The sequence below is a fragment of the Aurantimonas sp. 22II-16-19i genome (assembly GCF_002088275.1).
GTDB lineage: Bacteria > Pseudomonadota > Alphaproteobacteria > Rhizobiales > Rhizobiaceae > Jiella.
This window is the reverse complement of sequence record NZ_AQQS01000009.1, coordinates 63,767-83,360: the sequence shown is the minus strand read 5'-3', so window position 1 is coordinate 83,360 and position 19,594 is coordinate 63,767. Positions and strand designations below refer to the sequence as shown.

Here is a 19,594-nt window from a genome sequence, read left to right as displayed (position 1 = left end):
CGGGCCCTCACCCTCCGGCTCGGGCCTGCGCCGGGTCAGCGCAGAGCGAGGCCGTTGGCGTCGAAGCGGTGGACCTTGTCCGGCTCCGGCGTGAGATAGACGACGTCGCCGCTATGCACCGGGAACTCGCCGCCGGCGCGCACGGTCAACGGCTCGTCATGGACCGGCGATTCGACATGCAGGAAGGTGTCCGAGCCGAGATGCTCGGAGACCTTCACCGTGCCCTTCCAGGCGCCCTCGCTGGTCGACAGCCGCACATGCTCCGGCCGGATGCCCATGGTCGCCGCATTGAATTTTCCGGCCTCGGCGCCGCCGATCAGGTTCATCTTCGGCGAGCCGATGAAGCCGGCGACGAAGGTGTTGCGCGGCGCCGTGTAGAGTTCCAGCGGCGAGCCGACCTGCTCGATGTTGCCGGCGCGCAGGACGACGATCTTGTCGGCCATGGTCATCGCCTCGACCTGGTCGTGGGTGACGTAGACCATCGTCGTCTTCAGCCGCTGGTGCAGCTCGGAGATCTCCAGCCGCATTCCCACCCGCAAGGCGGCGTCGAGATTCGACAGCGGCTCGTCGAAGAGGAACGCCTCCGGCTCGCGCACGATCGCCCGGCCGATCGCGACGCGCTGGCGCTGGCCGCCGGAGAGCTGCGCCGGCCGCCGGTCGATGTAGTTGTCGAGGTTCAGCGTCTTCGCCGCATAGTCGACCCGCTTGTCGATCTCGGCCTTCTCCATGCCCGCCATCTTCAGCGGAAAGGCGATGTTCTTGCGCACGCTCATATGCGGATAGAGCGCATAGGACTGGAACACCATGGCAAGGCCGCGCTTGGCCGGCGGCAGCTCGGTGGCGTCCTTGCCGTCGATGACGATCTTGCCGCCGGTGACGTCCTCGAGCCCGGCGATCAGCCGGAGGAGCGTGGACTTGCCGCAGCCGGACGGGCCGACGAAGACGACGAATTCGCCGTCCTCGATCTCGAGGTCCAGTTCGGGGATGATGACGACGTCGCCGAAGGCCTTGCGAACCTTCTCGAGATGGATCTGTCCCATGACAACATTCCTTACTTGACGGCGCCGAAGGTGAGGCCGCGCACCAGCTGCTTCTGCGAGAACCAGCCGACGATCAGGATCGGGGCAATGGCGAGCATGGAGGCGGCCGAAAGCTTGGCGTAGAAATTGCCCTGGGGCGAGGAGAAGGACGCGATGAAGGCGGTCAGCGGCGCCGCGTTCGACGTCGTGAGGTTCAGCGTCCAGAAGGCCTCGTTCCAGGACAGGATGACGTTGAGGAGGATCGTCGAGGCGATGCCCGGCACCGCCATCGGCGCCAGCACCTGGGTGATCTCCTTGCGAAGATTCGCCCCGTCCATGCGGGCCGCCTCCAGGATCTCGCCGGGGATCTCCTTGAAGTAGGTGTAGAGCATCCAGACGATGATCGGCAGGTTGATCAGGAAGAGGACGACGATCAGCCCCAGCCGGGAGTCCAGGAGGCCGAACCGGATGAACATCAGATAGACCGGGATCAGGACGCCGACGGCGGGCAGCATCTTGGTCGACAGCATCCAGAGCAGCACGTCCTTGGTGCGCTTGGTCGGCGAGAACGCCATCGCCCAGGCGGCCGGAACGGCGACGATCAGCCCCAGCGCCGTCGAGCCGAGCGACAGGTAGATCGAATTCATCATGAAATGCAGGTAGTTCGATTGGGTCTGGATGGTCTGGTAGTTCTCCAGCGTCCAGTCGAAGCCGATGAAGACCGGCGGGATCGAGATCGCCTGCAGCTCGCTCTTGAACGAGGTGAGGAAGGTCCACAGGATCGGGAAGAAGATCACCAGCCCGACGAACCAGGCGAGGACCGTGGTGCCGATCTTGCGGCCCGTGGAAACGTTGCGTGCCATGGTGTGCCCTCCCTCAGGCGTCGAGGTTCTTGCCGATGAGGCGGACGAGGAAGATCGCGACGATGTTGGCGAGGATGACGGCGACGATGCCGCCGGCCGACGCCGCGCCGATGTCGCCGTAGGAGGTCGCCTGCTGGGCCACGAGATAGGTGATGTTGGTCGACTGCGAGCCCGGCCCGCCCTGGGTGGTCACCAGGATCTCGGCATAGATCGACAGAAGGAAGATCGTCTGGATCAGGATGACGACGGTGATCGCCCGGCTCATGTGGGGAAGCGTGATGTACCAGAAGATCGACAGGGCCCCCGCCCCGTCCATCTCCGCGGCTTCCTTCTGGTCCGTCGACAGCGACTGCAGGGCGGTGAGGAGGATCAGCGTCGCGAAAGGCAGCCACTGCCAGGCGACGATGATGACGATCGACAGGAGCGGCACGTCGGTCATCCAGTCGATCGGGGCGATGCCGATCGCCTGCAGCAACTGGCCGATGACGCCATAGACCGGGTTCATCATCATGTTCTTCCAGACCAGGGCCGCGACGGTCGGCATGACGAAGAACGGCGCGATGACGAGCAGCCGGACGATGTTGACGCCGTAGAAGTCCTGGTCGAGCAGGAGCGCGATGAGGATGCCGCCGATCACCGTGATGGCGAGGACGCCGAGGACGAGGACCAGCGTGTTGGCCAGCGCCGCGAGAAAGGTCGGGTCGGCGAGGAAGTAGCTGTAGTTCTCGAAGCCGACGAAGGGCGTCGAGAACGGGTTGTAGAGCGTGTAGTTCAGCGTCGAGAAATACAGCGTCATCGCCAGCGGCACGATCATCCAGATCAGGAGGACGATCACCGCCGGCGCCATCATCGTGCGCGCCGCGTTCTTGGTGTGCAAGGTGGCCATGGCATTGCCCGTTCTGCCGCCGCGCATCGGCATGATGGCGGTCCAATCGAAGCGGGCCGCCGAAAATGGGCGCCGGGCCGCTTCCCTGTCGTCGTGACGGCCCGTCGCGGCTCGGCAGGGCCGGGCCGAATGACCGTGAGCATCGGGAGGAAGGAAGGTCGTTCAGGAACGAATTCGGGAGCCGCCGTCGCCGGCCGGGCTTGTCGAGAATCCGGTCTTCCTCCCGGCAGGAATGGCCGGGCGGCTCGTTTGGCGGCCGCCCGTGCCCGTCTCATGATCGCTCGGCGATCAGTTCTTGATGTAGCCGCCGCGGGTCATCTCGCGGGTGGCGATCGCCTGGGCCTGGCTCAGCGCCTGGTCGACCGTGGTGGAGCCCGAAAGCGCCGCCGCCATCTGCTGGCCAACCGCCGTGCCCAGACCCTGGAACTCGGGGATCGCCGCGAACTGCAGGCCGTAATAGGGCTTGTCGTCGGTCGGCGAGGGATCGGCATGCTGGATGGCGTTCAGCGTCGCATCGGCGAAGGGCGCCGCCTTGGTGTAGTTCTCGTTCTCGTAGAGCGAGGTCCGGGTGCCGGGAGGCACGTTCGCCCAGCCTTCCTTCTCGGCGACGAGCTCGAGATATTCCTTCGACGTCGCCCAGGAGATGAAGGTCTGCGCCGCATCGGCCTTCTGCGAGGAGTTCGGGATCGCCAGCGACCACGCCCACAGCCAGTTGAAGCCGTCGTTCGGGCAACCCTCGACGCCGCAGGGTGCGGCTGCGAAGCCGACCTGGTCGGGCACCTGGCTCTGCTTGGGATCGGTCACGAAGGAGGCCGCGACGGAGGCGTCCATCCACATGCCGCACTTGCCCTGTCCGAACAGCTGCAGGTTCTCGTTGAAGCCGTTGGAGGCGGCGCCCGGAGGGCCGTATTTGGTCATCAGGTCGACATAGAGGGTGACGGCCTTCTTCCAGCCCTCGCTCTCGAACTGCGGCTTCCAGTCGGCGTCGAAATAGTTGGCGCCGAATTCGCGGGCCATGTTGCCGAGGAAGGCCATGTTCTCGCCCCAGCCCGGCTTGCCGCGCAGGCAGATGCCATAGACGCCGGCTTCCTTGTCGGTGACCTTTTCGGCGGCTTCCGCGATGAAGTCCCAGGTCGGCTTCTCGGGCATGGTCAGCCCGGCCTTCTCGAAGAGGTCCTTGCGGTAGAGCGTCAGGACGCTCTCGGCATAGAACGGCGCGGCGTAGAGCTTGTCGTCGTTGGACAGCGCCGAGCGGATCGCCGGGATCAGGTCGTCGACGTCATAGTCGTCGCCGAGGCCGTCGAGCGGCTTCAGCCATTCCTGCTTGGCCCAGATCGGCACTTCGTAGGTGCCGATGGTCATCACGTCGAACTGGCCGCCACCGGTGGCGATGTCGGTGGTGACGCGCTGGCGCAGGATGTTCTCCTCCAGCGTGACCCAGTTCACCTTGATGTCCGGATGGGCCTTCTCGAATTCGGGCGTCAGGCCCTGCATCCGGATCATGTCGGAGTTGTTGACGGTGCCGATCGTCAGCGTCGTCTGCGCCTGAGCGGACGTCGCCGCGACGGCGATCAGCGCAATCGCGCTCGCCGTCAGCATGGAAAATCTCATGAAAGCCTCCCAGCTCTGAGATGAGCATTTGTTCAATAGCAGGGCAAAACTTCACCGTCTGCACACCAATGTCAAACGAATTCCATGCGGCAGTGCAGCAGGGGAGCGTCCCCCCATTGCCGAGCTCGGGCGCCTCAGACCGCGCCCGGACGGCGCGCAGCCTTCGCGCGTTCTGGACAATCAAGTTCGCCGCCGCGTGGCAATGAAACCCGCGACGCCAAGCCCCCAGAGCCGTTGAAAGCGGGGCAAGCTGCCGCACGATCACCTTGGCGTATGTAGCATCTTATGCTACAACAAGACTATGGCTCGCAATCCAAGCATCTCATTGACCGATCATCAGCAGCGTTTCGTGTCGTCGCTGATCGAAAGCGGTCGCTATCATGGCGTCTCAGAAGTGGTGCGCGATGGCTTGCGGATGCTCGAGGAACGCGAAGAGAAGCGCCGCGCTGTCATCGCCCGGCTGGAAGCTGCGGTCGACGAAGGTCTGCGCAGCGGCGAGTCGGCGCCCCTGGAGTCTATCGATGCGTTGATCGAGGAATTCGAGCGCGAACCTCCCGCGTAGCATGGTACGCATCCTTCGCAAACCGCTCGCCAAAGCGGACCTTCGAGGTATTTTTCGCTTCATCGCGAAGGATTCGCCGCACGCGGCACGCACCTATTTGCGGGATCTCGACGAAACCATTCGCCGTGTTGCCGTCTTGCCGTTCATCGGATCGGCCCGCTTGCCGAACTATCCCGACATGCGCGTCTTCCCCTGCCGAAATCATCTGCTGATCTACCGCGCCCTTCCCGAAGGCGACGGGATCGAACTCATTCGCGTGTTTCATGGTGCACAAGACTGGCAGGCGGTATTCACCGACACCCCATGAGCGTCGCGGCAGCACCCCTTTCGCCTGCGCCTCGCAGCACGCGGCCCATTCGACCCTGCACGGCGTCACATGGTCCGCCTGCTCGTCGCTGAGCTGCGGCGGCGTCACACCTGGTTGATATCCACCTCTCCCGCCACCGCCATTACCCCAACAGCCTCTCGGCCGTCGCCTCGTCGGTGATCAGGCCGTTGATCAGCCCGCCAGTGGCGGCGGCGCGGATCGCCGAGGTCTTGGCCGGGCCCATGGCCGCGGCGATGACGTCGCCGTGCCGGGTCGAAGGGATGGGCGCGCTCGCCACCCGCTCGTTGAAGCGGCAATCGATCAACTTGCCGGACGTGTCGAACACCCAGCCGACGATCTCGCCGGCGGCGCCCTGCCGCATCAGGTCTTCCTGCTCCTGCGCGGTGATGAAGCCGTCGACCACGAGCGGCGCCCTCGCCGAGATCTCGCCGACGCCGACGAAGGTCACCTCGGCCCTGGCGGCGAGTTGCAGTGTCATCTCGACCACCTTCTGCTGGTGCAGGAGTTGGCGCTCCTCCGGCGTCGAGACGACCACCGGCAGCGGCATCGGATAGTGCCGCGCATTGACCTGGTCGGCCATCGAATAGATCACGTTGTAGACCGAGGCCGAACCGTCCGGCGCGATGTTGCCGGTGAGCGAGACGATGCGGTGCTGGGTCGCCGTCATCGGCGGCAGGTGCTCGACCGCCGCCCTCAGGGTCCGGCCGGTTCCGACGGCGAGGATCGTCGGCGCCTCGCGCTTGAGATGCCGCTCCATCTCCGCCGCGCAGGCCTCGGCGACGCCGAGGGTCGTCGAGGCGGAGGCGGGATCGGACGGCACCACCTCGCAATAGCTGAGGGCGAAGCGCTGCTTCAGGCTCTCCGCCCGCTCCAGGCACGCGGCGATCGGGTGGTCGATCCGCACCCGCACGAGACCCGCCGAGACCGAGTGGGAGACCAGCCGCTGGGCTGCCTGGCGCGAGATGCCGAGCTTGGCCGCGATCTGGTCCTGGGTGTTGCCGGCGACGTAGTAGAGCCAGCCGGCCCGCGCCGCGTCGTCCAGCCTCGTCGTCTCGTCGTCGCGCGTTCTCGCCATCGCCAGCCCGTCCTCCCAGCCGGGATTGTTTAATGGCAGAAGCCGGCCTCTGGCAAACCGCCTCCGAATCCTCCGCGCCGCGGCGTCACGATACCCGGACAGAGTGCCGGCAGCACCCCGGCGTCACGGTACCCAGACGGGTGCCGGCGTCCCCGCGCTGCGACCGAAGCGTGCACGCAACGTCATTTTGGCTGGGCGTCCTGCGCAATTCTTGGGCAAATCAATTCAAAACGCCCGGCAGGCTTGATTTTCTTCGCAATGGCTTTCTCTTTGGTTGGGAACGTGACGGAGGGCGCCGGTGAATTCATTCGACGAGATGTTGCTAGCGAACGGCGAGGTGCGCGAGCCCTATGCCCGGTTCCACGAGTGGTTCAGGGAGCAGGACACGGAGGCGCTGGGCGAGAAGGCCGGCGAGGCGGAAGCCTTCTTCCGGCGGACCGGCATCACCTTCAACGTCTATGGCCAGGAGGAGGCCGCCGAACGGCTGATCCCCTTCGACCTCGTCCCTCGCATCATGGCCAAGGCCGAATGGGACAATCTCGCCGAGGGAATCGAGCAGCGCGTCGTCGCGCTCAACGCCTTTCTCGACGATCTCTACCACGACCAGGAGATCATCAAGGCCGGCAAGATCCCGGCCCGGCTGATCGAGGGCAACGAGGCCTATCTCCCCCAGATGCAGGGCTTCCGCCCGCCCGGCGGGGTCTACACCCACATCATCGGCACCGACATCGTGCGCTGCGCCGAGAACGAGTTCTACGTGCTCGAGGACAACGCCCGGACCCCGTCCGGCGTCTCCTACATGATCGAGAACCGTGAAACGATGATGCAGATGTTTCCCGAGCTGTTCGCGCAGAACCGCGTGCGGCCGGTGGAGACCTATCCGCATCACCTGCGCCGCTCCCTCGCCGCGGTCGCCCCGCCGGCCTGCGAGGGCACGCCGACGATCGCCGTCCTGACGCCGGGGATCTACAATTCCGCCTTCTTCGAACACGCCTTCCTCGCCGACCAGATGGGCGTCGAGCTGGTCGAGGGCTCCGACGTCGCCGAGATCGACGGGCGCATCCAGATGCGCACCACCGAGGGCTACAAGCCCATCGACGTGATCTATCGCCGGGTCGACGACGACTTCCTCGACCCCAAGGTGTTCAACCCGGCCTCGATGCTCGGCATCCCCGGCATCATGGAAGTCTACAAGAACGGCGGCATCACCATCGCCAACGCCCCCGGCACCGGGATTTCCGACGACAAGGCGATCTATTCCTACATGCCGGAGATCGTCGAGTTCTACACCGGCACGAAGGCCAAGCTCCAGAATGTCCCGACCTGGCGCTGCGCCGAGGAGGACAGCCTCAAATACGTCCTCGAGCACCTCGAGGAACTGGTGGTCAAGGAGGTGCACGGCTCCGGCGGCTACGGCATGCTGGTCGGCCCGACCTCGACCCGGGAGGAGCGGGAGATCTTCGCCGAGAAGCTGAAGAAACGGCCGTCCAACTACATCGCCCAGCCGACGCTGGCGCTCTCCACCGTGCCGATCCTCGTCGACGGGGGCCTTGCGCCGCGCCACGTCGATCTGCGCCCCTTCGTCCTCGTCTCCGACAAGGTCCGCATCATTCCCGGCGGCCTGACCCGCGTCGCCCTCAAGGAGGGCTCCCTGGTGGTCAATTCCAGCCAGGGCGGCGGCACCAAGGACACCTGGGTTTTGAGGGACTGAGCGATGGCACTTCTCGGACGCACCGCCAACGGCCTGTTCTGGATGTTCCGCTACATCGAGCGGGCGGAGAACACGGCAAGACTGCTGGATGCCGGCCAGCGCATCTCCCTGACCAACCTCTCGGCCGAGCCGGACGAGTGGCAATCGGTCCTCGTCTCGGCCGGGGTCGAGGCCGCCTACACCGCCAAATACGACGACTTCGACCCCGAACGGGTCATCGATTTCATGCTCTGCGACAAGGACAACCCGTCGAGCGTGCGCGCCTCGCTGGAGACCGCCCGCACCAACGGACGGATGGTGCGCACGGCGCTGACCCGCGAGGTCTGGGAGGCGGTCAACGAGAGCTGGCTGGTCATCCAGCGCCGGCTCTCAGGCAAGATCAGCCCGCGCGAGCTGCCCGCCGTCATCGATCTCGTCAAGCGCCAGGGCGCCCTCATCCGCGGCGCCTTCCAGACGACGATGCTGCGCAACGAGATCTTCGATTTCTGCAATCTCGGCGCCTTCATCGAGCGGGCGGACAACACCGCCCGCATCCTCGACGTCAAGTACTGGCTGCTGCTGCCCGAGCACAGCCAGGTCGGCTCGGCGCTCGACGACTTCCAGTGGCGCTCGATCCTGAGGTCGGTCTCGGCCCACCGCTCCTATGCCTGGGAATATGACGGCGAGTACCGGGCGGTGAACATCATCGACTTCCTGATGCTGAACCGGCGCATGCCGCGCTCGCTGGCCTATTGCTACACCTTCATCGAGGAGAGCCTGAAATATCTCGACCGGAACTACGAGGTCCGCCAGCCCTGCTTCGAGACCGCCGCCTCGCTGAACGAGCGCCTGTCCGGCTCGAGCGTCCGGCAGATCATCGACGGCGGACTGCACGAGTTCCTCGAGTCCTTCATCCGCGACAACAACCGCCTCGCCCAGGAGATCGGCCAGAACTACCGCTTCTATCCCGGCGCCTGAGCCGCGGTGGGAAGCGGAGCGGGCGAATCGCGTTCGGCGGGCGCCTCTGCATCGCGAGGATGCTGGCCCGGGGAGACTTGCCCGTCTCCTCGCGGCCAGGCCGATCGCCGGGCACTGCCGGCCCCGCTGGCATGCTGTTCGTCGTCGACCGCGCTGCGCACGGCGCGATCGGGACGGATATCGGTCGAGGCTCCACCGACGGGCCTCGCCGCCCCCATGCCTGTGGACGCTCGGCCCATTCCGGCAACACCGCCGCAAAAAGTTTAGGACAAGCCGCGCATGGTAGTTGTCTGCGACCCGATCTTGGCGGATTGATCGCGGCGGGAGTCGTGGCAGGGATACTGCCGGTCCTTTGAGAGGCGCGGACTTCGATGACCTACTGTGTCGGACTTCTGGTGGAACGCGGCCTGGTATTCATGTCCGACACACGGACGAATGCCGGCCTCGACAACATTTCCGTCGTTTCCAAGATGAAGACCTGGGAGGTGCCGGGCGAGCGGTTCCTATGCCTCCTGTCGGCCGGAAACCTCGCCACCACCCAGGCGACGGTCTCGCTGCTCGACGAGCGCATGGTCGCCCCGGCCGATCGCCAGCCGGGCATCCTGACCCAGCCGTCGATGTTCCAGACCGCCAAGCTGATCGGCGAGACCGTCAAGGAAGTCATCAGCGGCACGGCCCAGGGCGGCCAGAGCGCCGATGCGGTGTTTTCGGCCTCCTTCATCTTCGGCGGCCAGATCAAGGGCGGGCGCCCGCGCCTGTTCATGATCTATCCGGAGGGCAACTTCATCGAGGCCGGCGCCGACAATCCCTTCTTCCAGATCGGCGAGCACAAATACGGCCGCCCGATCATCATCCGCACCTACGAGCCGACGATGTCGCTGGAGGACTGCGCCAAGCTGCTGCTGGTGTCCTTCGATTCCACCATCAAGTCGAACCTCTCGGTCGGCCTGCCGATCGACATGCAGTTCTACGAAATGGACAGCCACGTGAGAGGCTATCGGCGGCGGTTCGACGCGAGGGACGAATACTACCGCACCATCTCGGGCGGCTGGTCGGACTCGCTGAAGCAGGCTTTCGACGCCCTGCCCGCATTCGAGCGGTAAAAAAGGCGCCCGCAGTTTCCCGCGAGCGCCCTGTGATGTCAGCGTCTAGACCCTGAGCCCTTCGACAGCCTTTACTGATACAGGTCGTCGCCCTGCGCGTAGGGGTTCTGCTGGCCGCCCTGGTAGGGCGCGGCCTGCAATTCGCTCATCGCCAGCTGCTCGGCGCCGTCGCGATGATAGATGTCGTCGCGGAACTGCACGACGTTCGGATCGGTCGCCCAGGCGGTGATGTAGGTGAAGTAGACCGGCACCGGATCGCTGAGGTCGATGTCCTGGCGCTGGCGCGAGGCGATCACCTGCTCGATGCGCTGGCGGTCCCAGCCCGGCTCGTTACGGGAGATCCAGACGATCAGGTCGCGGACGTTCTGGACGCGCACGCAGCCCGAGGAATCGAACCGCATCAGGTTCGAGAACAGGCCCTGCTGCGGCGTGTCGTGCATGTAGACCGCGTGGGGGTTCGGGAAGTTGATCTTCACCGAGGCCATCGCGTTATTCTTGCCCGGGTCCTGGCGGAACAGGTATTTCACCGCCTCGTCGGTGTTCCAGTCGATCGTCTCCGGCGGGATCTCGTTGCCCTTGCCGTCATAGATGTGGATGTTCGACTCGGCGAGATATTTCGGGTTCTTGCGCATCAGCGGAATGATGTCCTTGCGGACGATCGAGGCCGGCGCGTGCCAGTAGGGATTGAGATTGAGGTTGGTGATCTTCGATTCCAGAATCGGCGACTGGCGGTCGATCTTGCCGACGATCGCGGTGTGGCGCTGCACCACCTGGCCGTTCTCGACCGCCTCGACCGAAGCGGCAGGAATGTTGACGATCACGAAGCGATGGCCGTGTTCCTTGGCGACCATCTCCTGCAGCCGGCTGACATTGGTGATCAGCTGGTTGAGACGCAGCTGCGCCGGCACGTTCATCGCCTTGTAGGTATATTCGGCGACGACGCCGTCCGCCGGCAGGCCGTGCCGAGCCTGGAAGCGCTTTACCGCCGCATCGACATAGCTGTCGAAGACCGTCGACGAGCCGGCGCCGGCCGACAGATCGCCGGCGATCGCGAGGCGCTGGCGCAGCAGCGGCACCGCCGAGGATTCAGCGCCGATCCGCAGCTTTGCGTTCTCGGGCACCTGCGGCCAGCCGCCCGAGGCGACGATGCCCTGATAGGCGTTGACGGCGGCCTGGGTCGACACCAGCGTGGCATTCGAGAAGATCGGCGTGTTCGATGCGACCTGCCGCACGCTGGAGCCGCGCGTGTCGAACTGGTCGTCCCAGTTGCCACGGCTCGGTGCGTTGAGGATCTCGGACAAGGCGTTCTGGGCGAAGGCAGCCCCCGGCACCAGTCCGGCACCAAGCGCCGCAGCGCCCAGAAGAAACTGCCGCCGCGTCGCCGCCTGGCTCTTTCGATCAGTCGCTCTCGTCATCCATGCCCCCGTTTATCGATACTATCGGCACCAAGGCCAGCGCCGGGCGTACGAAGCGCTCCGGCAACCACAGCTCGGCTCGTCTTTCCTCGCACGGCGCCTACACGCCCGCCCTCTGCCGGCCCCCTAGCCCGCATCGAAACCTCGCGGCGCAGGCGTCCAGCCGATCCGCGGCTTGGCGCAACTGGTGCCGTCTCGGAAGAAACCCGCTCTCAGCGTTTTCCTAACTCCGCCAATATGGCCAAAGCGTGAACTCGCGGTTGCTTCCGCCGCATCTGCGAACAAGACTGCGTGACCTTCCGCCGGTCGGCATCCGCTTCGGAGACCAGGAACGATGGCGGCCCTGGCGCCCTCGCCGCGCCGCGGCCTCTCGCAACTGACGCGGAAAGGCGCAGTTCGCCACTGCTTCGTGCATGCCTGACCCGGCGTCGCAAACGGAACTGCGCCATTCCAACCATTCGGCGCATGGCACGCATGTTGCCTTGCTCGGCGTCGGAGCGGGCGCCCGACGCGTCCCTCGAACGCAGAAGGAGAAACGGCTTGCAACGACGTCAATTCCTCGCCGGCACCGCGATCGCCGCTTCCGCCCTTGCGGCACCTGCCGTCGCGCGGGCCCAGACGAGCTTTTCGTGGAAGATGACCAATGCCTACGGGCCGGGCTCGCCCTTCTATGTCGAGGGACCGGGCAGCCCGACCGACTTCTGCAAGAAGGTCGAGGCGATGTCGGGCGGCCGGCTGAAGATCCAGCATTTCGCCGCCGGCGAGCTCATCCCGGCGCTCGAGGGCTTCGACGCCGTGCAGAACGGCATCGTCGAGATGAACGCCGCCAACGCCTATTTCTGGGCAGGCAAGATCGCCGCCGCCCAGTATTTCACCACCGTCCCCTTCGGCATGGACGTCAAGGGCACCAATGCCTGGCTCTATGAGGGCGGCGGCATCGACCTGTGGCACGAGCTCTACGAGCCGCTCGGGATGCTGGCCTTCCCGATGGGCAACACGGGCGTCCAGATGACCGGCTGGTTCCGCAAGGAAATCAACACGGTCGAGGATTTCGACGGGCTGAAGATGCGCATTCCGGGGCTCGCCGGAAAGGTCTATGCCAAGCTCGGCGTCAACGTGCAGCTGCTGCCCGGCGGCGAGATCTTCCCGGCGCTGGAGCGCGGCGTCATCGACGCGGCGGAGTTCGTCGGCCCCTATCAGGATCGCCGTCTCGGCCTGCAGAAGGCGGCGAAATACTATTACACCACCGGCTGGCACGAGCCGAACAACGTCACCGAGCTGCTGATCAACAAGGCCGCCTGGGACACCCTGCCGGCCGACCTCCAGGCGATCGTTCAGACCGCGGCCATGGCCTGCAACGTCGAGAGCAATGCCTGGTGCGACGCGACCAATGCCGAGGCGATGGACGATCTCGTCAAGAATTTCGGCGTCATCGCCAAGCCGCTGCCCGACGCCGTCGTCGAGAAGCTGCGCGAAGTGACCACCGCGACGCTTGCCGAAGGTGCGGAAGCCGATCCCAGGACGAAGAAGGTCCACGAGGCCTATTTCGCCTTCAAGAAGCAGTATGGCGACTGGGCCGGCGTGTCCGCCCAGCCGCTGCTCCCGGTCCTCTACAAGTCGTAGCGCATCGTGACGGTCCTTCTCAAGATTGCGGACGGGGCCGATCGCCTCGTCCGCATCGTCGGCGAGGCCATGGCCTGGACCGCCCTCGCCATGGTGCTCCTGATCGCGTTCAACGTCATCGCCCGCTACCTGTTCTCCTACGGGGTCGTCGGCCTGCAGGAAATGGAATGGCACCTGATGGCGGTCGGTGCGCTGTTCGGCATGCCCTATGCGCTGAACCGCGGCGAGGAAGTCCGCGTCGACGTCCTCTACGGCTCGTTCTCGCCGCGGGCGAAGCGGATGGTCGACGCCTTCGGCGCCCTCTGTCTCGGCGTCATCTCGCTGCTGATCGCCTGGCTCGCCCTCGGCTTCGTCGCCCAGTCCCATGCGCTCGGCGAAAGCTCGGCCGACCCCGGCGGCCTGCCCTATCGCTGGATCCTCAAGGCCGCGATCCCCACCGCCTTCCTGCTTCTCGGGCTGCAGGCCTTCGCGCGGTTCGTCTTCGACATCGCCGCGCTGGCGGGCCACCGGCCACCCTCTCCCACCGAAAGCTGATTTCATGCCGGTCAACGAAATCCTGGCGCTGGCGATGATCGGCGCCTTCTTCCTGTTGCTGCTCGGCGGGCTGCCGGTGCCGATTTGCCTCGCCTTGACCGGCCTCGTCTTCGGCTATGTCGGCTTCGGCGGCCTGCTCTTCGGCCTTTTGCCGGCGCGCATCTTCGGCGTCGTCACCAACTACACCCTCCTCGCTTTGCCGCTGTTCATCTTCATGGGCATCATGCTCGAGCGTTCGAAGATGGCGGAGGACCTCCTCGACGTCATCGGGCTCGCGATGGGCGGGCTGAAGGGCGGCATGGCGCTCGCCATCATCCTCGTCGGCGTCCTGATGGGCGCGGCCTCGGGCGTCGTCGGCGCGACGGTGGTGACGATGGGCCTGATCGCGCTCAACCCACTGATCCGCCGGGGCTACGACAAGGGCGTCGCCGCCGGCGTCATCTGCGCCTCCGGCACCCTCGGCCAGATCATCCCGCCGAGCCTCGTCCTGATACTCCTCGCCGACATCATGGGCGAGAGCGTCGGCACGCTGTTCGCCGCCGCCCTCATCCCCGGCCTGCTGCTCGCCGGCCTGTTCATCGTCTACGTCATCGGCCTCGGCATCGTCCTGCCGCACAAGGTGCCCGCCATTCCGCTGGAAGAACGTCAGGCGGTCTCCGGCGGCGAACTCGGCAGGCGCCTCCTCACTGTGGTCCTGCCGCCGCTGGCTCTGATCTTCCTCGTCCTCGGCTCGATCATCGGGGGGGTCGCCGCGCCGACGGAGGCGGCGGCCATGGGCGCTTTCGGCGCCTTCCTGCTGGCGCTGTTCTCCGGCCGGCTCGATCTCAAGGTGATGACCGAGGTGGTGCGCGGCTCCTTCGTCACCTCGGCCATGGTGTTCTTCATCCTGATCTTCGCCCAGGTCTTCTCGCTGGCCTTTCGCGGCCTCGGCGGCGAGCGGCTGGTGCAGGACGCCTTCGCCTTCGTGCCGGGCGGCATCGACGGCCAGCTCCTGTTCCTGATGGCGCTGCTGTTCGTGCTCGGCTTCTTCCTCGAATGGATCGAGATCTCCTACATCGCCCTGCCCTTGTTCCTGCCCGTCCTGCACCAGTCCGGCGTCGATCTCGCCTGGGTGGCGATCCTCGTCGCGGTGAACCTGCAGACCTCGTTCCTCACCCCCCCGTTCGGCTGGGCACTGTTCTTCCTGAAGGGCGTCGCCCCGCCGGAGCTGCGGACCAGCGACATCTATCGCGGCGTCGTGCCCTTCATCGCGGTCCAACTGGTCGGACTTTCTCTGGTATACCTCTTCCCGCAGCTGGCATTATGGTTGCCGGAGGCGATCGGATGGTGAGGAGGAACGATCATGCTGAATAGCGCCAGGGGCCTCAATGGCTGCGTCAGCGCGCCCCATACGGCGGCGGCGCTGGCCGGGCAAAAGGTCCTCGCCAAGGGCGGCACCGCCATCGAGGCGATGGTGGCGGCGGCCGCGACCATCGCCGTCGTCTACCCGCACATGAACGGCATCGGCGGCGACGGCTTCTGGATCATCCACCGGCCGGGCGAGACGCCGGTCGGCATCTCCGGCTGCGGCCGGGCGGCGGGGCTGGCGACGCCCGAGTGGTATGCGGCACGGGGCCACACCGAGGCGATCCCGGCGCGCGGGGCGCATGCGGCGCTGACCGTGCCCGGCACGATCGCCGGCTGGCAGGCGGCGCTCGGCCTCGTCGATCCGGCCCGCCGGCTGCCCCTCGAAGATCTCCTCCAGACGGCGATCGGCTATGCCGAAGACGGCATGGTGGTGACCGGCAACCAGGCCGATTGCACCGCGGCAAAGCTGGCGGGCCTTCAAGACGTCCCCGGTTTTGCCGAGACCTTCCTCCTCGACGGCCGCCCGCCCCGGGCGGGCGAGATCCTGCGGCAGCCGGCGCTGGGAAAGACGCTGCGCACCCTCGTGGCCGAGGGCCTCGACGCCGCCTATCGCGGGTCCATCGCGAAGGCCCATGCCGGTTTTCTCGAAGCCGCCGGCTCGCCGCTGCGGCTCGACGATTTCTACCGCTACGAGGCCGAGACGGTCGCGCCGCTGTCGGCGACGATCTCGGCCGGCCGGCTGTTCAACATGGTGCCGCCGACGCAAGGGGTCTCGTCGCTGATGATCCTCGCCCTGTTCGACCGGCTGGGCGTGACGCGGGCCGAGGGCTTCGACCATGTCCACGGGCTGATCGAGGCGACCAAGCAGGCCTTCATCCTCAGGAATGCCGAACTCGGCGATCCGGACTTCATGACCCGGCCGGCGGCCGACTGGCTCCTCGAAGAGGCCATCGCCGAGCTGCACCGGCGCATCGATACCAAGAGCGCCCTGCCCTGGCCGCATGTGGCGAAGGCCGGCGACACGATCTGGATGGGCGCGGCCGACAAGGACGGCACGGTGGTGAGCTTCATCCAGAGCGTCTTCTGGGAATTCGGCTCGGGGCTGACATGCCCGCAGACCGGCGTCTTCTTCCAGAACCGCGGCGCGGGCTTTTCGCTGACCCCCGGGCCCAACCAGGTCGGCCCGCGCCGGCGGCCGTTCCACACGCTCAACCCCGCGCTGGCCGAGCTCACCGACGGCCGGGTGATGGCCTATGGCACCATGGGCGGCGAAGGCCAGCCGCAGACGCAGGCGGCGGTGTTCACCAGATATGCCATGTTCGGCGAGAATCTCCAGACAGCGGTGACGGCGCCGCGCTGGCTGCTCGGCAAGACCTGGGGGGACGCCACGACGACGCTGAAGCTCGAGGACCGCTTCGATCCCGGCCTCGTCGCAGAGCTGCGCGCCGCCGGCCACGAGACCGAGATCATCCCCGCCTTCTCCGATCTTGCCGGCCATGCCGGTGCCGTGGTGCGCCATCCCTCCGGCGTCCTCGAAGGCGCCAGCGACCCCCGCGCCGACGGGGCGGCGCTGGCGTTCTGAACGCCGCCGCAGCTATACGTGCCACCGCATAGCGCCCTCATCCCGAGGTGCCCGGCCGCTCTTCGAGCGGTCGGGCCCCTGTCGTCGCGCGATCGTTCAGCAACCCTCGAACCGGGCCGGGCCGGGCTCCTGAGCGCCGCCGCAGCAGCGGCACGGAACCCCGGGCGCCGCATCACCTCGAAGCCCCGTCGGCCTCCATCACCGCAACGTCGGACGGCGAGAAGTAGATGTCGACCCTTTCACCACGCGCCGGCGGCGGGGTGGTCGAGCGATTGAAGGTATCGACCAGGATCGTCCCCCCGGTGGTCGCGACCCTCAGTCGGACCACCGAGCCCATGAAATTGGCGTCTTCCACCGCGCCGTTCAGACGATTGGTCCGGTCCGCCGAAGGCTCGAGTTTCGCCGCTTCCGGGCGCAGCGTCAGCGTCACCGGGTCGCCCTCGGCGACCTGTGGCGTCTCGGCGAGCTCGATCGGCGCGCCGTCGACCGTCACCGAGCGACCGGGGCCGCGCACGCCTTCCAGAAGGCTCAGAGTGCCGACGAAGCCCGCGACGAAGCGGGTCTTCGGCCGGTTGTAGATCATGAAGGGCGTGTCGCACTGGTCGATCCGCCCGCCGCTCATCACCGCGATCCGGTCCGACATCGACAGGGCCTCTTCCTGATCGTGGGTGACGAAGATCGTGGTGATGCCGAGCTCGCGCTGCAGCGCCCGGATCTCCTCGCGCAGCGACACGCGGATCTTGGCGTCGAGAGCCGAGAGCGGCTCGTCGAGGAGGAGAACCCGCGGGCTCGGCGCCAGCGCCCTCGCCAGCGCCACGCGCTGCTGCTGGCCGCCGGACAGCTGATAGGGGTAGCGGTCGCCGAGATGCGGCAGGCCGATCAGCTTCAGCATCTCCTCGACGCGCGGGCCGATCTCGCGCTTCGGCCTGCCGGCGACCTTGAGCCCGAAAGCCACGTTGTCGTGGACGGACAGATTGGGGAACAGTGCATAGGCCTGGAACACCATGCCGATGCGGCGCTTGTTCGCCGGAAGGCCGGTGACGTCTTCGCCGTCGATGGTGATGGTGCCTTCCGACGGCTGCTCGAAGCCCGCCACCATCCGCAGCATCGTCGTCTTGCCGCAGCCCGAGGGGCCGAGGAAGGAGACGAACTCGCCCTTCCTGATCGACAGGTCGAAATTCTTCACGACGGTATTGGCGGCGAAGCTCTTCGTCACCGCCTCGATCCTCAGAAAGCTCATGGCGTGGCGGTCCTTGCTGGCTTGAAGCCGCGGCGGGGGAACAGGCGCCCGCCGGGCTTGCGGGTGGCGAAGAGCTGCATCAGCACCATGCAGACCCAGATGAGGGCGAAGGACATGATGGCGAGTGCCGCAGGCTCATAGGCGCGATCCTGGCCGATCTGCACCAGATAGGGGCCGAAGGCCGGCCGGTTCAGAAGGCTGGCGATGACGAACTCGCCGAAGGAGATCGAGAAGGTCAGGAAGGCGCCCGAGACGATCGCCGAGCGGACATTCGGGAAGATCACGGTGCCGATGGTGCGAAGACGGGAGGCACCGAGGCTTTCGGCGGCCTCGGTCAGCGTCTTGATGTCGATCGCCGCCATGCCGTTGTCGACCGACCGGTACATGTAGGGCAGGGACAGGACGACATAGCCAGCGACGAGCAGGAGGTTGGTGCCGGCATTGCTCAGGGTCAACGGCAGAAACGAGCTCGAGCCGAACAGGCGGATATAGCCGAAGACGAGGACGACAGGCGGGATGATCAGCGGCATCAGGCTGACGAATTCCACCACCGGGCGCCATTTCGGCAGCTTGAGGCGCACCCAGTAGGCGGTCGGCACGACGATCAGGACGCCGACGACGATGGCGGCGAGCGAGGCGACCGCCGAAAAGCTCACCGTGGCAAAGAAGATGTCGCTGCTGAAGACCGAGCGATACGCGGCAAGGCTCCACTCGCCGCGGATCATCTGCAGCGAGAACTGGAAGGTCGCATAGAGCGGGATCAGGAAGTAGGACGCCGTCAGGACGACGATCAGCGTCGAAAAGACCGGAAAGGACTTCTTCACTTCTGCCACCTTTCGGCACGGGTGCGAAGGACGAGATAGATCGTGTTCGACACCGCCATGATCACCACCATGCCGACCGCCAGCGCATAGCCGAGATTGGGGTTGTAAAGGACGTTGCCCTGGATCTGCTGGAAGAGGACGATCGGCACCACCGCAAAGCGCGACCCGGTCAGCGCATAGACGGTGGCGAGGGTGCCGAAGGCGTTGGCAAAGAGCAGCAGGAAGCAGCCGAGGATCGACGGCATCAGCACGGGCAGCGCCACCATCAGCCAGTATTGCCGGCGGCTGGCGCCGAGGATCTCGGCGGCCTCCCGCCACTCGGCCTTCAGGCCGTCCAGCGCCGGCGCGACGATGAGCAGCATCAGCGGCAGCTGGAAGTAGAGATAGGTGAGCGCGACGCCCCAGAAGGAGAACAGGTTGAAGCCGGCGCCGTAGAGGTTGAAGCCGAAGACGTCGCGCAGGATGACGGTGACGAGCCCGATGCGGCCGAGCGTCGCGATGAAGGCGAAGGCCAGCGGGATGCCGGCGAAATTCGAGGCGACGCCGGAGAACGTCATGAAGATCGGCCGCACCCAGCGCGGCAGGCCGCCGAGGATGACGGCATAGCCGAGCAGGACGCCGGCGATGGTGCCGAGCAGCGCCGAGACGAGGCTGAGCCGGATCGACAGCGAATAGGCCGCCATGATGTTCGGCGTCGTCAGTTCGGCGAAGTTCTGCAGCGTGAAGGCGCCCTCGGCGTTCTGGAAGGCGCCGGTGACGAGGTAGAGGATCGGCAGGAACAGGAACAGAAGCGCGAAGGCGAAGAACGGCGCCAGGCCGAGCCAGCTGCCGGCGAGGCCGCCGGGCAGGCGTGGCAGCTGGCCGGGAAAGATCGGCCGCGTCTGCGGCCTTGCGACCGATTCTTGAGTGGTCAT

At 66.2% G+C, this 19,594-nt stretch carries 18 protein-coding genes; 9 read left to right on the top strand and 9 right to left on the bottom strand.

Annotation, left to right across the window (positions count from 1 at the left end; genetic code table 11):
• Positions 1–35 precede the first annotated feature (35 nt).
• The 4 genes from ATO4_RS09635 to ATO4_RS09620 form a co-directional block, all read right to left on the bottom strand.
• Entirely contained in the window at positions 36–1,040 is a 1,005-nt protein-coding gene (locus tag ATO4_RS09635) for an ABC transporter ATP-binding protein (protein ID WP_083591308.1), read from the bottom strand.
• A gap of 11 nt (positions 1,041–1,051) precedes the next feature.
• Positions 1,052–1,882 (bottom strand): carbohydrate ABC transporter permease, encoded by an 831-nt coding sequence (locus ATO4_RS09630; RefSeq protein WP_083591307.1) that lies wholly within the window; start codon positions 1,880–1,882, stop codon positions 1,052–1,054.
• 13 nt (positions 1,883–1,895) lie between these two features.
• A complete protein-coding gene (locus tag ATO4_RS09625) occupies positions 1,896–2,768 on the bottom strand; it encodes a sugar ABC transporter permease (protein ID WP_083591375.1) in 873 nt (290 codons plus the stop codon).
• A gap of 288 nt (positions 2,769–3,056) precedes the next feature.
• Positions 3,057–4,367, bottom strand: coding sequence for a sugar ABC transporter substrate-binding protein (locus ATO4_RS09620; protein ID WP_245308669.1), 1,311 nt, complete (start codon positions 4,365–4,367; stop codon positions 3,057–3,059).
• A gap of 313 nt (positions 4,368–4,680) precedes the next feature.
• Here ATO4_RS09620 and ATO4_RS09615 point away from each other — a divergent pair, with 313 nt between their 5' ends.
• Together ATO4_RS09615 and ATO4_RS09610 are read left to right on the top strand one after the other, a co-directional pair.
• Positions 4,681–4,941 (top strand): type II toxin-antitoxin system ParD family antitoxin, encoded by a 261-nt coding sequence (locus tag ATO4_RS09615; protein ID WP_083591305.1) that lies wholly within the window; start codon positions 4,681–4,683, stop codon positions 4,939–4,941.
• Position 4,942: 1 nt separating this feature from the next.
• Entirely contained in the window at positions 4,943–5,248 is a 306-nt protein-coding gene (locus ATO4_RS09610; protein WP_083591304.1) for a type II toxin-antitoxin system RelE/ParE family toxin, read from the top strand.
• A gap of 142 nt (positions 5,249–5,390) precedes the next feature.
• Here ATO4_RS09610 and ATO4_RS09605 read toward each other — a convergent pair whose 3' ends face one another.
• On the bottom strand, positions 5,391–6,344 hold the full coding sequence (locus ATO4_RS09605) for a sugar-binding transcriptional regulator (RefSeq protein ID WP_083591303.1): 954 nt from the start codon (positions 6,342–6,344) through the stop codon (positions 5,391–5,393).
• 316 nt (positions 6,345–6,660) lie between these two features.
• On the opposite strand from ATO4_RS09605, the gene ATO4_RS09600 reads away from it, so the two are divergent.
• From ATO4_RS09600 to ATO4_RS09590, 3 genes are all read left to right on the top strand, one after another.
• Positions 6,661–8,055: a circularly permuted type 2 ATP-grasp protein gene (locus ATO4_RS09600; RefSeq protein WP_083591374.1), complete on the top strand. Its 1,395-nt coding sequence runs from the start codon at positions 6,661–6,663 to the stop codon at positions 8,053–8,055.
• Between the two features lie 3 nt (positions 8,056–8,058).
• Positions 8,059–9,012 (top strand): alpha-E domain-containing protein, encoded by a 954-nt coding sequence (locus ATO4_RS09595; protein ID WP_083591302.1) that lies wholly within the window; start codon positions 8,059–8,061, stop codon positions 9,010–9,012.
• 371 nt (positions 9,013–9,383) lie between these two features.
• Positions 9,384–10,115 carry a peptidase gene (locus tag ATO4_RS09590; RefSeq protein ID WP_083591301.1) on the top strand — a complete coding sequence of 244 codons (732 nt, stop codon included), beginning with the start codon at positions 9,384–9,386 and terminating at the stop codon, positions 10,113–10,115.
• A 71-nt stretch (positions 10,116–10,186) separates the two neighbouring features.
• Here the strand turns inward: ATO4_RS09590 and ATO4_RS09585 are convergent, their stop codons facing one another.
• Positions 10,187–11,530 (bottom strand): L,D-transpeptidase family protein, encoded by a 1,344-nt coding sequence (locus ATO4_RS09585; protein WP_083591300.1) that lies wholly within the window; start codon positions 11,528–11,530, stop codon positions 10,187–10,189.
• Between the two features lie 540 nt (positions 11,531–12,070).
• Between ATO4_RS09585 and ATO4_RS09580 the strand changes: the two genes are divergently transcribed.
• Genes ATO4_RS09580 through ATO4_RS09565 form a run of 4 tightly spaced genes read left to right on the top strand, consistent with a single transcriptional unit; the run spans position 12,071 to position 16,616 of the window.
• Positions 12,071–13,153, top strand: a complete 1,083-nt coding sequence (locus tag ATO4_RS09580; protein WP_083591299.1) for a TRAP transporter substrate-binding protein — start codon at positions 12,071–12,073, stop codon at positions 13,151–13,153.
• Positions 13,154–13,159: 6 nt separating this feature from the next.
• Positions 13,160–13,687 carry a TRAP transporter small permease subunit gene (locus ATO4_RS09575; protein ID WP_210191048.1) on the top strand — a complete coding sequence of 176 codons (528 nt, stop codon included), beginning with the start codon at positions 13,160–13,162 and terminating at the stop codon, positions 13,685–13,687.
• Between the two features lie 4 nt (positions 13,688–13,691).
• On the top strand, positions 13,692–15,017 hold the full coding sequence (locus tag ATO4_RS09570) for a TRAP transporter large permease subunit (RefSeq protein WP_083591298.1): 1,326 nt from the start codon (positions 13,692–13,694) through the stop codon (positions 15,015–15,017).
• Positions 15,018–15,029: 12 nt separating this feature from the next.
• Positions 15,030–16,616, top strand: coding sequence for a gamma-glutamyltransferase (locus tag ATO4_RS09565; protein ID WP_083591297.1), 1,587 nt, complete (start codon positions 15,030–15,032; stop codon positions 16,614–16,616).
• Between the two features lie 172 nt (positions 16,617–16,788).
• On the opposite strand, the gene ATO4_RS09560 is transcribed toward ATO4_RS09565, so the two are convergent.
• Genes ATO4_RS09560 through ATO4_RS09550 form a run of 3 tightly spaced genes read right to left on the bottom strand, consistent with a single transcriptional unit; the run spans position 16,789 to position 19,594 of the window.
• Entirely contained in the window at positions 16,789–17,856 is a 1,068-nt protein-coding gene (locus tag ATO4_RS09560; RefSeq protein ID WP_083591296.1) for an ABC transporter ATP-binding protein, read from the bottom strand.
• Complete coding sequence (locus ATO4_RS09555) at positions 17,853–18,689, bottom strand: ABC transporter permease subunit (RefSeq protein WP_210191047.1); 837 nt, start codon at positions 18,687–18,689, stop codon at positions 17,853–17,855. The genes ATO4_RS09560 and ATO4_RS09555 overlap by 4 nt, the downstream gene beginning before the upstream one ends.
• Positions 18,677–19,594: an ABC transporter permease subunit gene (locus ATO4_RS09550; protein WP_083591294.1), complete on the bottom strand. Its 918-nt coding sequence runs from the start codon at positions 19,592–19,594 to the stop codon at positions 18,677–18,679. The genes ATO4_RS09555 and ATO4_RS09550 overlap by 13 nt, the downstream gene beginning before the upstream one ends.

What these genes read in the sequence shown, in the direction of transcription:
- ATO4_RS09635 (WP_083591308.1), bottom strand. Translation starts at nt 1,040, where the DNA reads ATGGGACAGATCCATCTCGAGAAGGTTCGCAAGGCCTTCGGCGACGTC.
- ATO4_RS09630 (WP_083591307.1), bottom strand. Translation starts at nt 1,882, where the DNA reads ATGGCACGCAACGTTTCCACGGGCCGCAAGATCGGCACCACGGTCCTC.
- ATO4_RS09625 (WP_083591375.1), bottom strand. Translation starts at nt 2,768, where the DNA reads ATGGCCACCTTGCACACCAAGAACGCGGCGCGCACGATGATGGCGCCG.
- ATO4_RS09620 (WP_245308669.1), bottom strand. Translation starts at nt 4,367, where the DNA reads ATGCTGACGGCGAGCGCGATTGCGCTGATCGCCGTCGCGGCGACGTCC.
- ATO4_RS09615 (WP_083591305.1), top strand. Translation starts at nt 4,681, where the DNA reads ATGGCTCGCAATCCAAGCATCTCATTGACCGATCATCAGCAGCGTTTC.
- ATO4_RS09610 (WP_083591304.1), top strand. Translation starts at nt 4,943, where the DNA reads ATGGTACGCATCCTTCGCAAACCGCTCGCCAAAGCGGACCTTCGAGGT.
- ATO4_RS09605 (WP_083591303.1), bottom strand. Translation starts at nt 6,344, where the DNA reads ATGGCGAGAACGCGCGACGACGAGACGACGAGGCTGGACGACGCGGCG.
- ATO4_RS09600 (WP_083591374.1), top strand. Translation starts at nt 6,661, where the DNA reads ATGTTGCTAGCGAACGGCGAGGTGCGCGAGCCCTATGCCCGGTTCCAC.
- ATO4_RS09595 (WP_083591302.1), top strand. Translation starts at nt 8,059, where the DNA reads ATGGCACTTCTCGGACGCACCGCCAACGGCCTGTTCTGGATGTTCCGC.
- ATO4_RS09590 (WP_083591301.1), top strand. Translation starts at nt 9,384, where the DNA reads ATGACCTACTGTGTCGGACTTCTGGTGGAACGCGGCCTGGTATTCATG.
- ATO4_RS09585 (WP_083591300.1), bottom strand. Translation starts at nt 11,530, where the DNA reads ATGACGAGAGCGACTGATCGAAAGAGCCAGGCGGCGACGCGGCGGCAG.
- ATO4_RS09570 (WP_083591298.1), top strand. Translation starts at nt 13,692, where the DNA reads ATGCCGGTCAACGAAATCCTGGCGCTGGCGATGATCGGCGCCTTCTTC.
- ATO4_RS09565 (WP_083591297.1), top strand. Translation starts at nt 15,030, where the DNA reads ATGCTGAATAGCGCCAGGGGCCTCAATGGCTGCGTCAGCGCGCCCCAT.
- ATO4_RS09560 (WP_083591296.1), bottom strand. Translation starts at nt 17,856, where the DNA reads ATGAGCTTTCTGAGGATCGAGGCGGTGACGAAGAGCTTCGCCGCCAAT.
- ATO4_RS09550 (WP_083591294.1), bottom strand. Translation starts at nt 19,594, where the DNA reads ATGACCACTCAAGAATCGGTCGCAAGGCCGCAGACGCGGCCGATCTTT.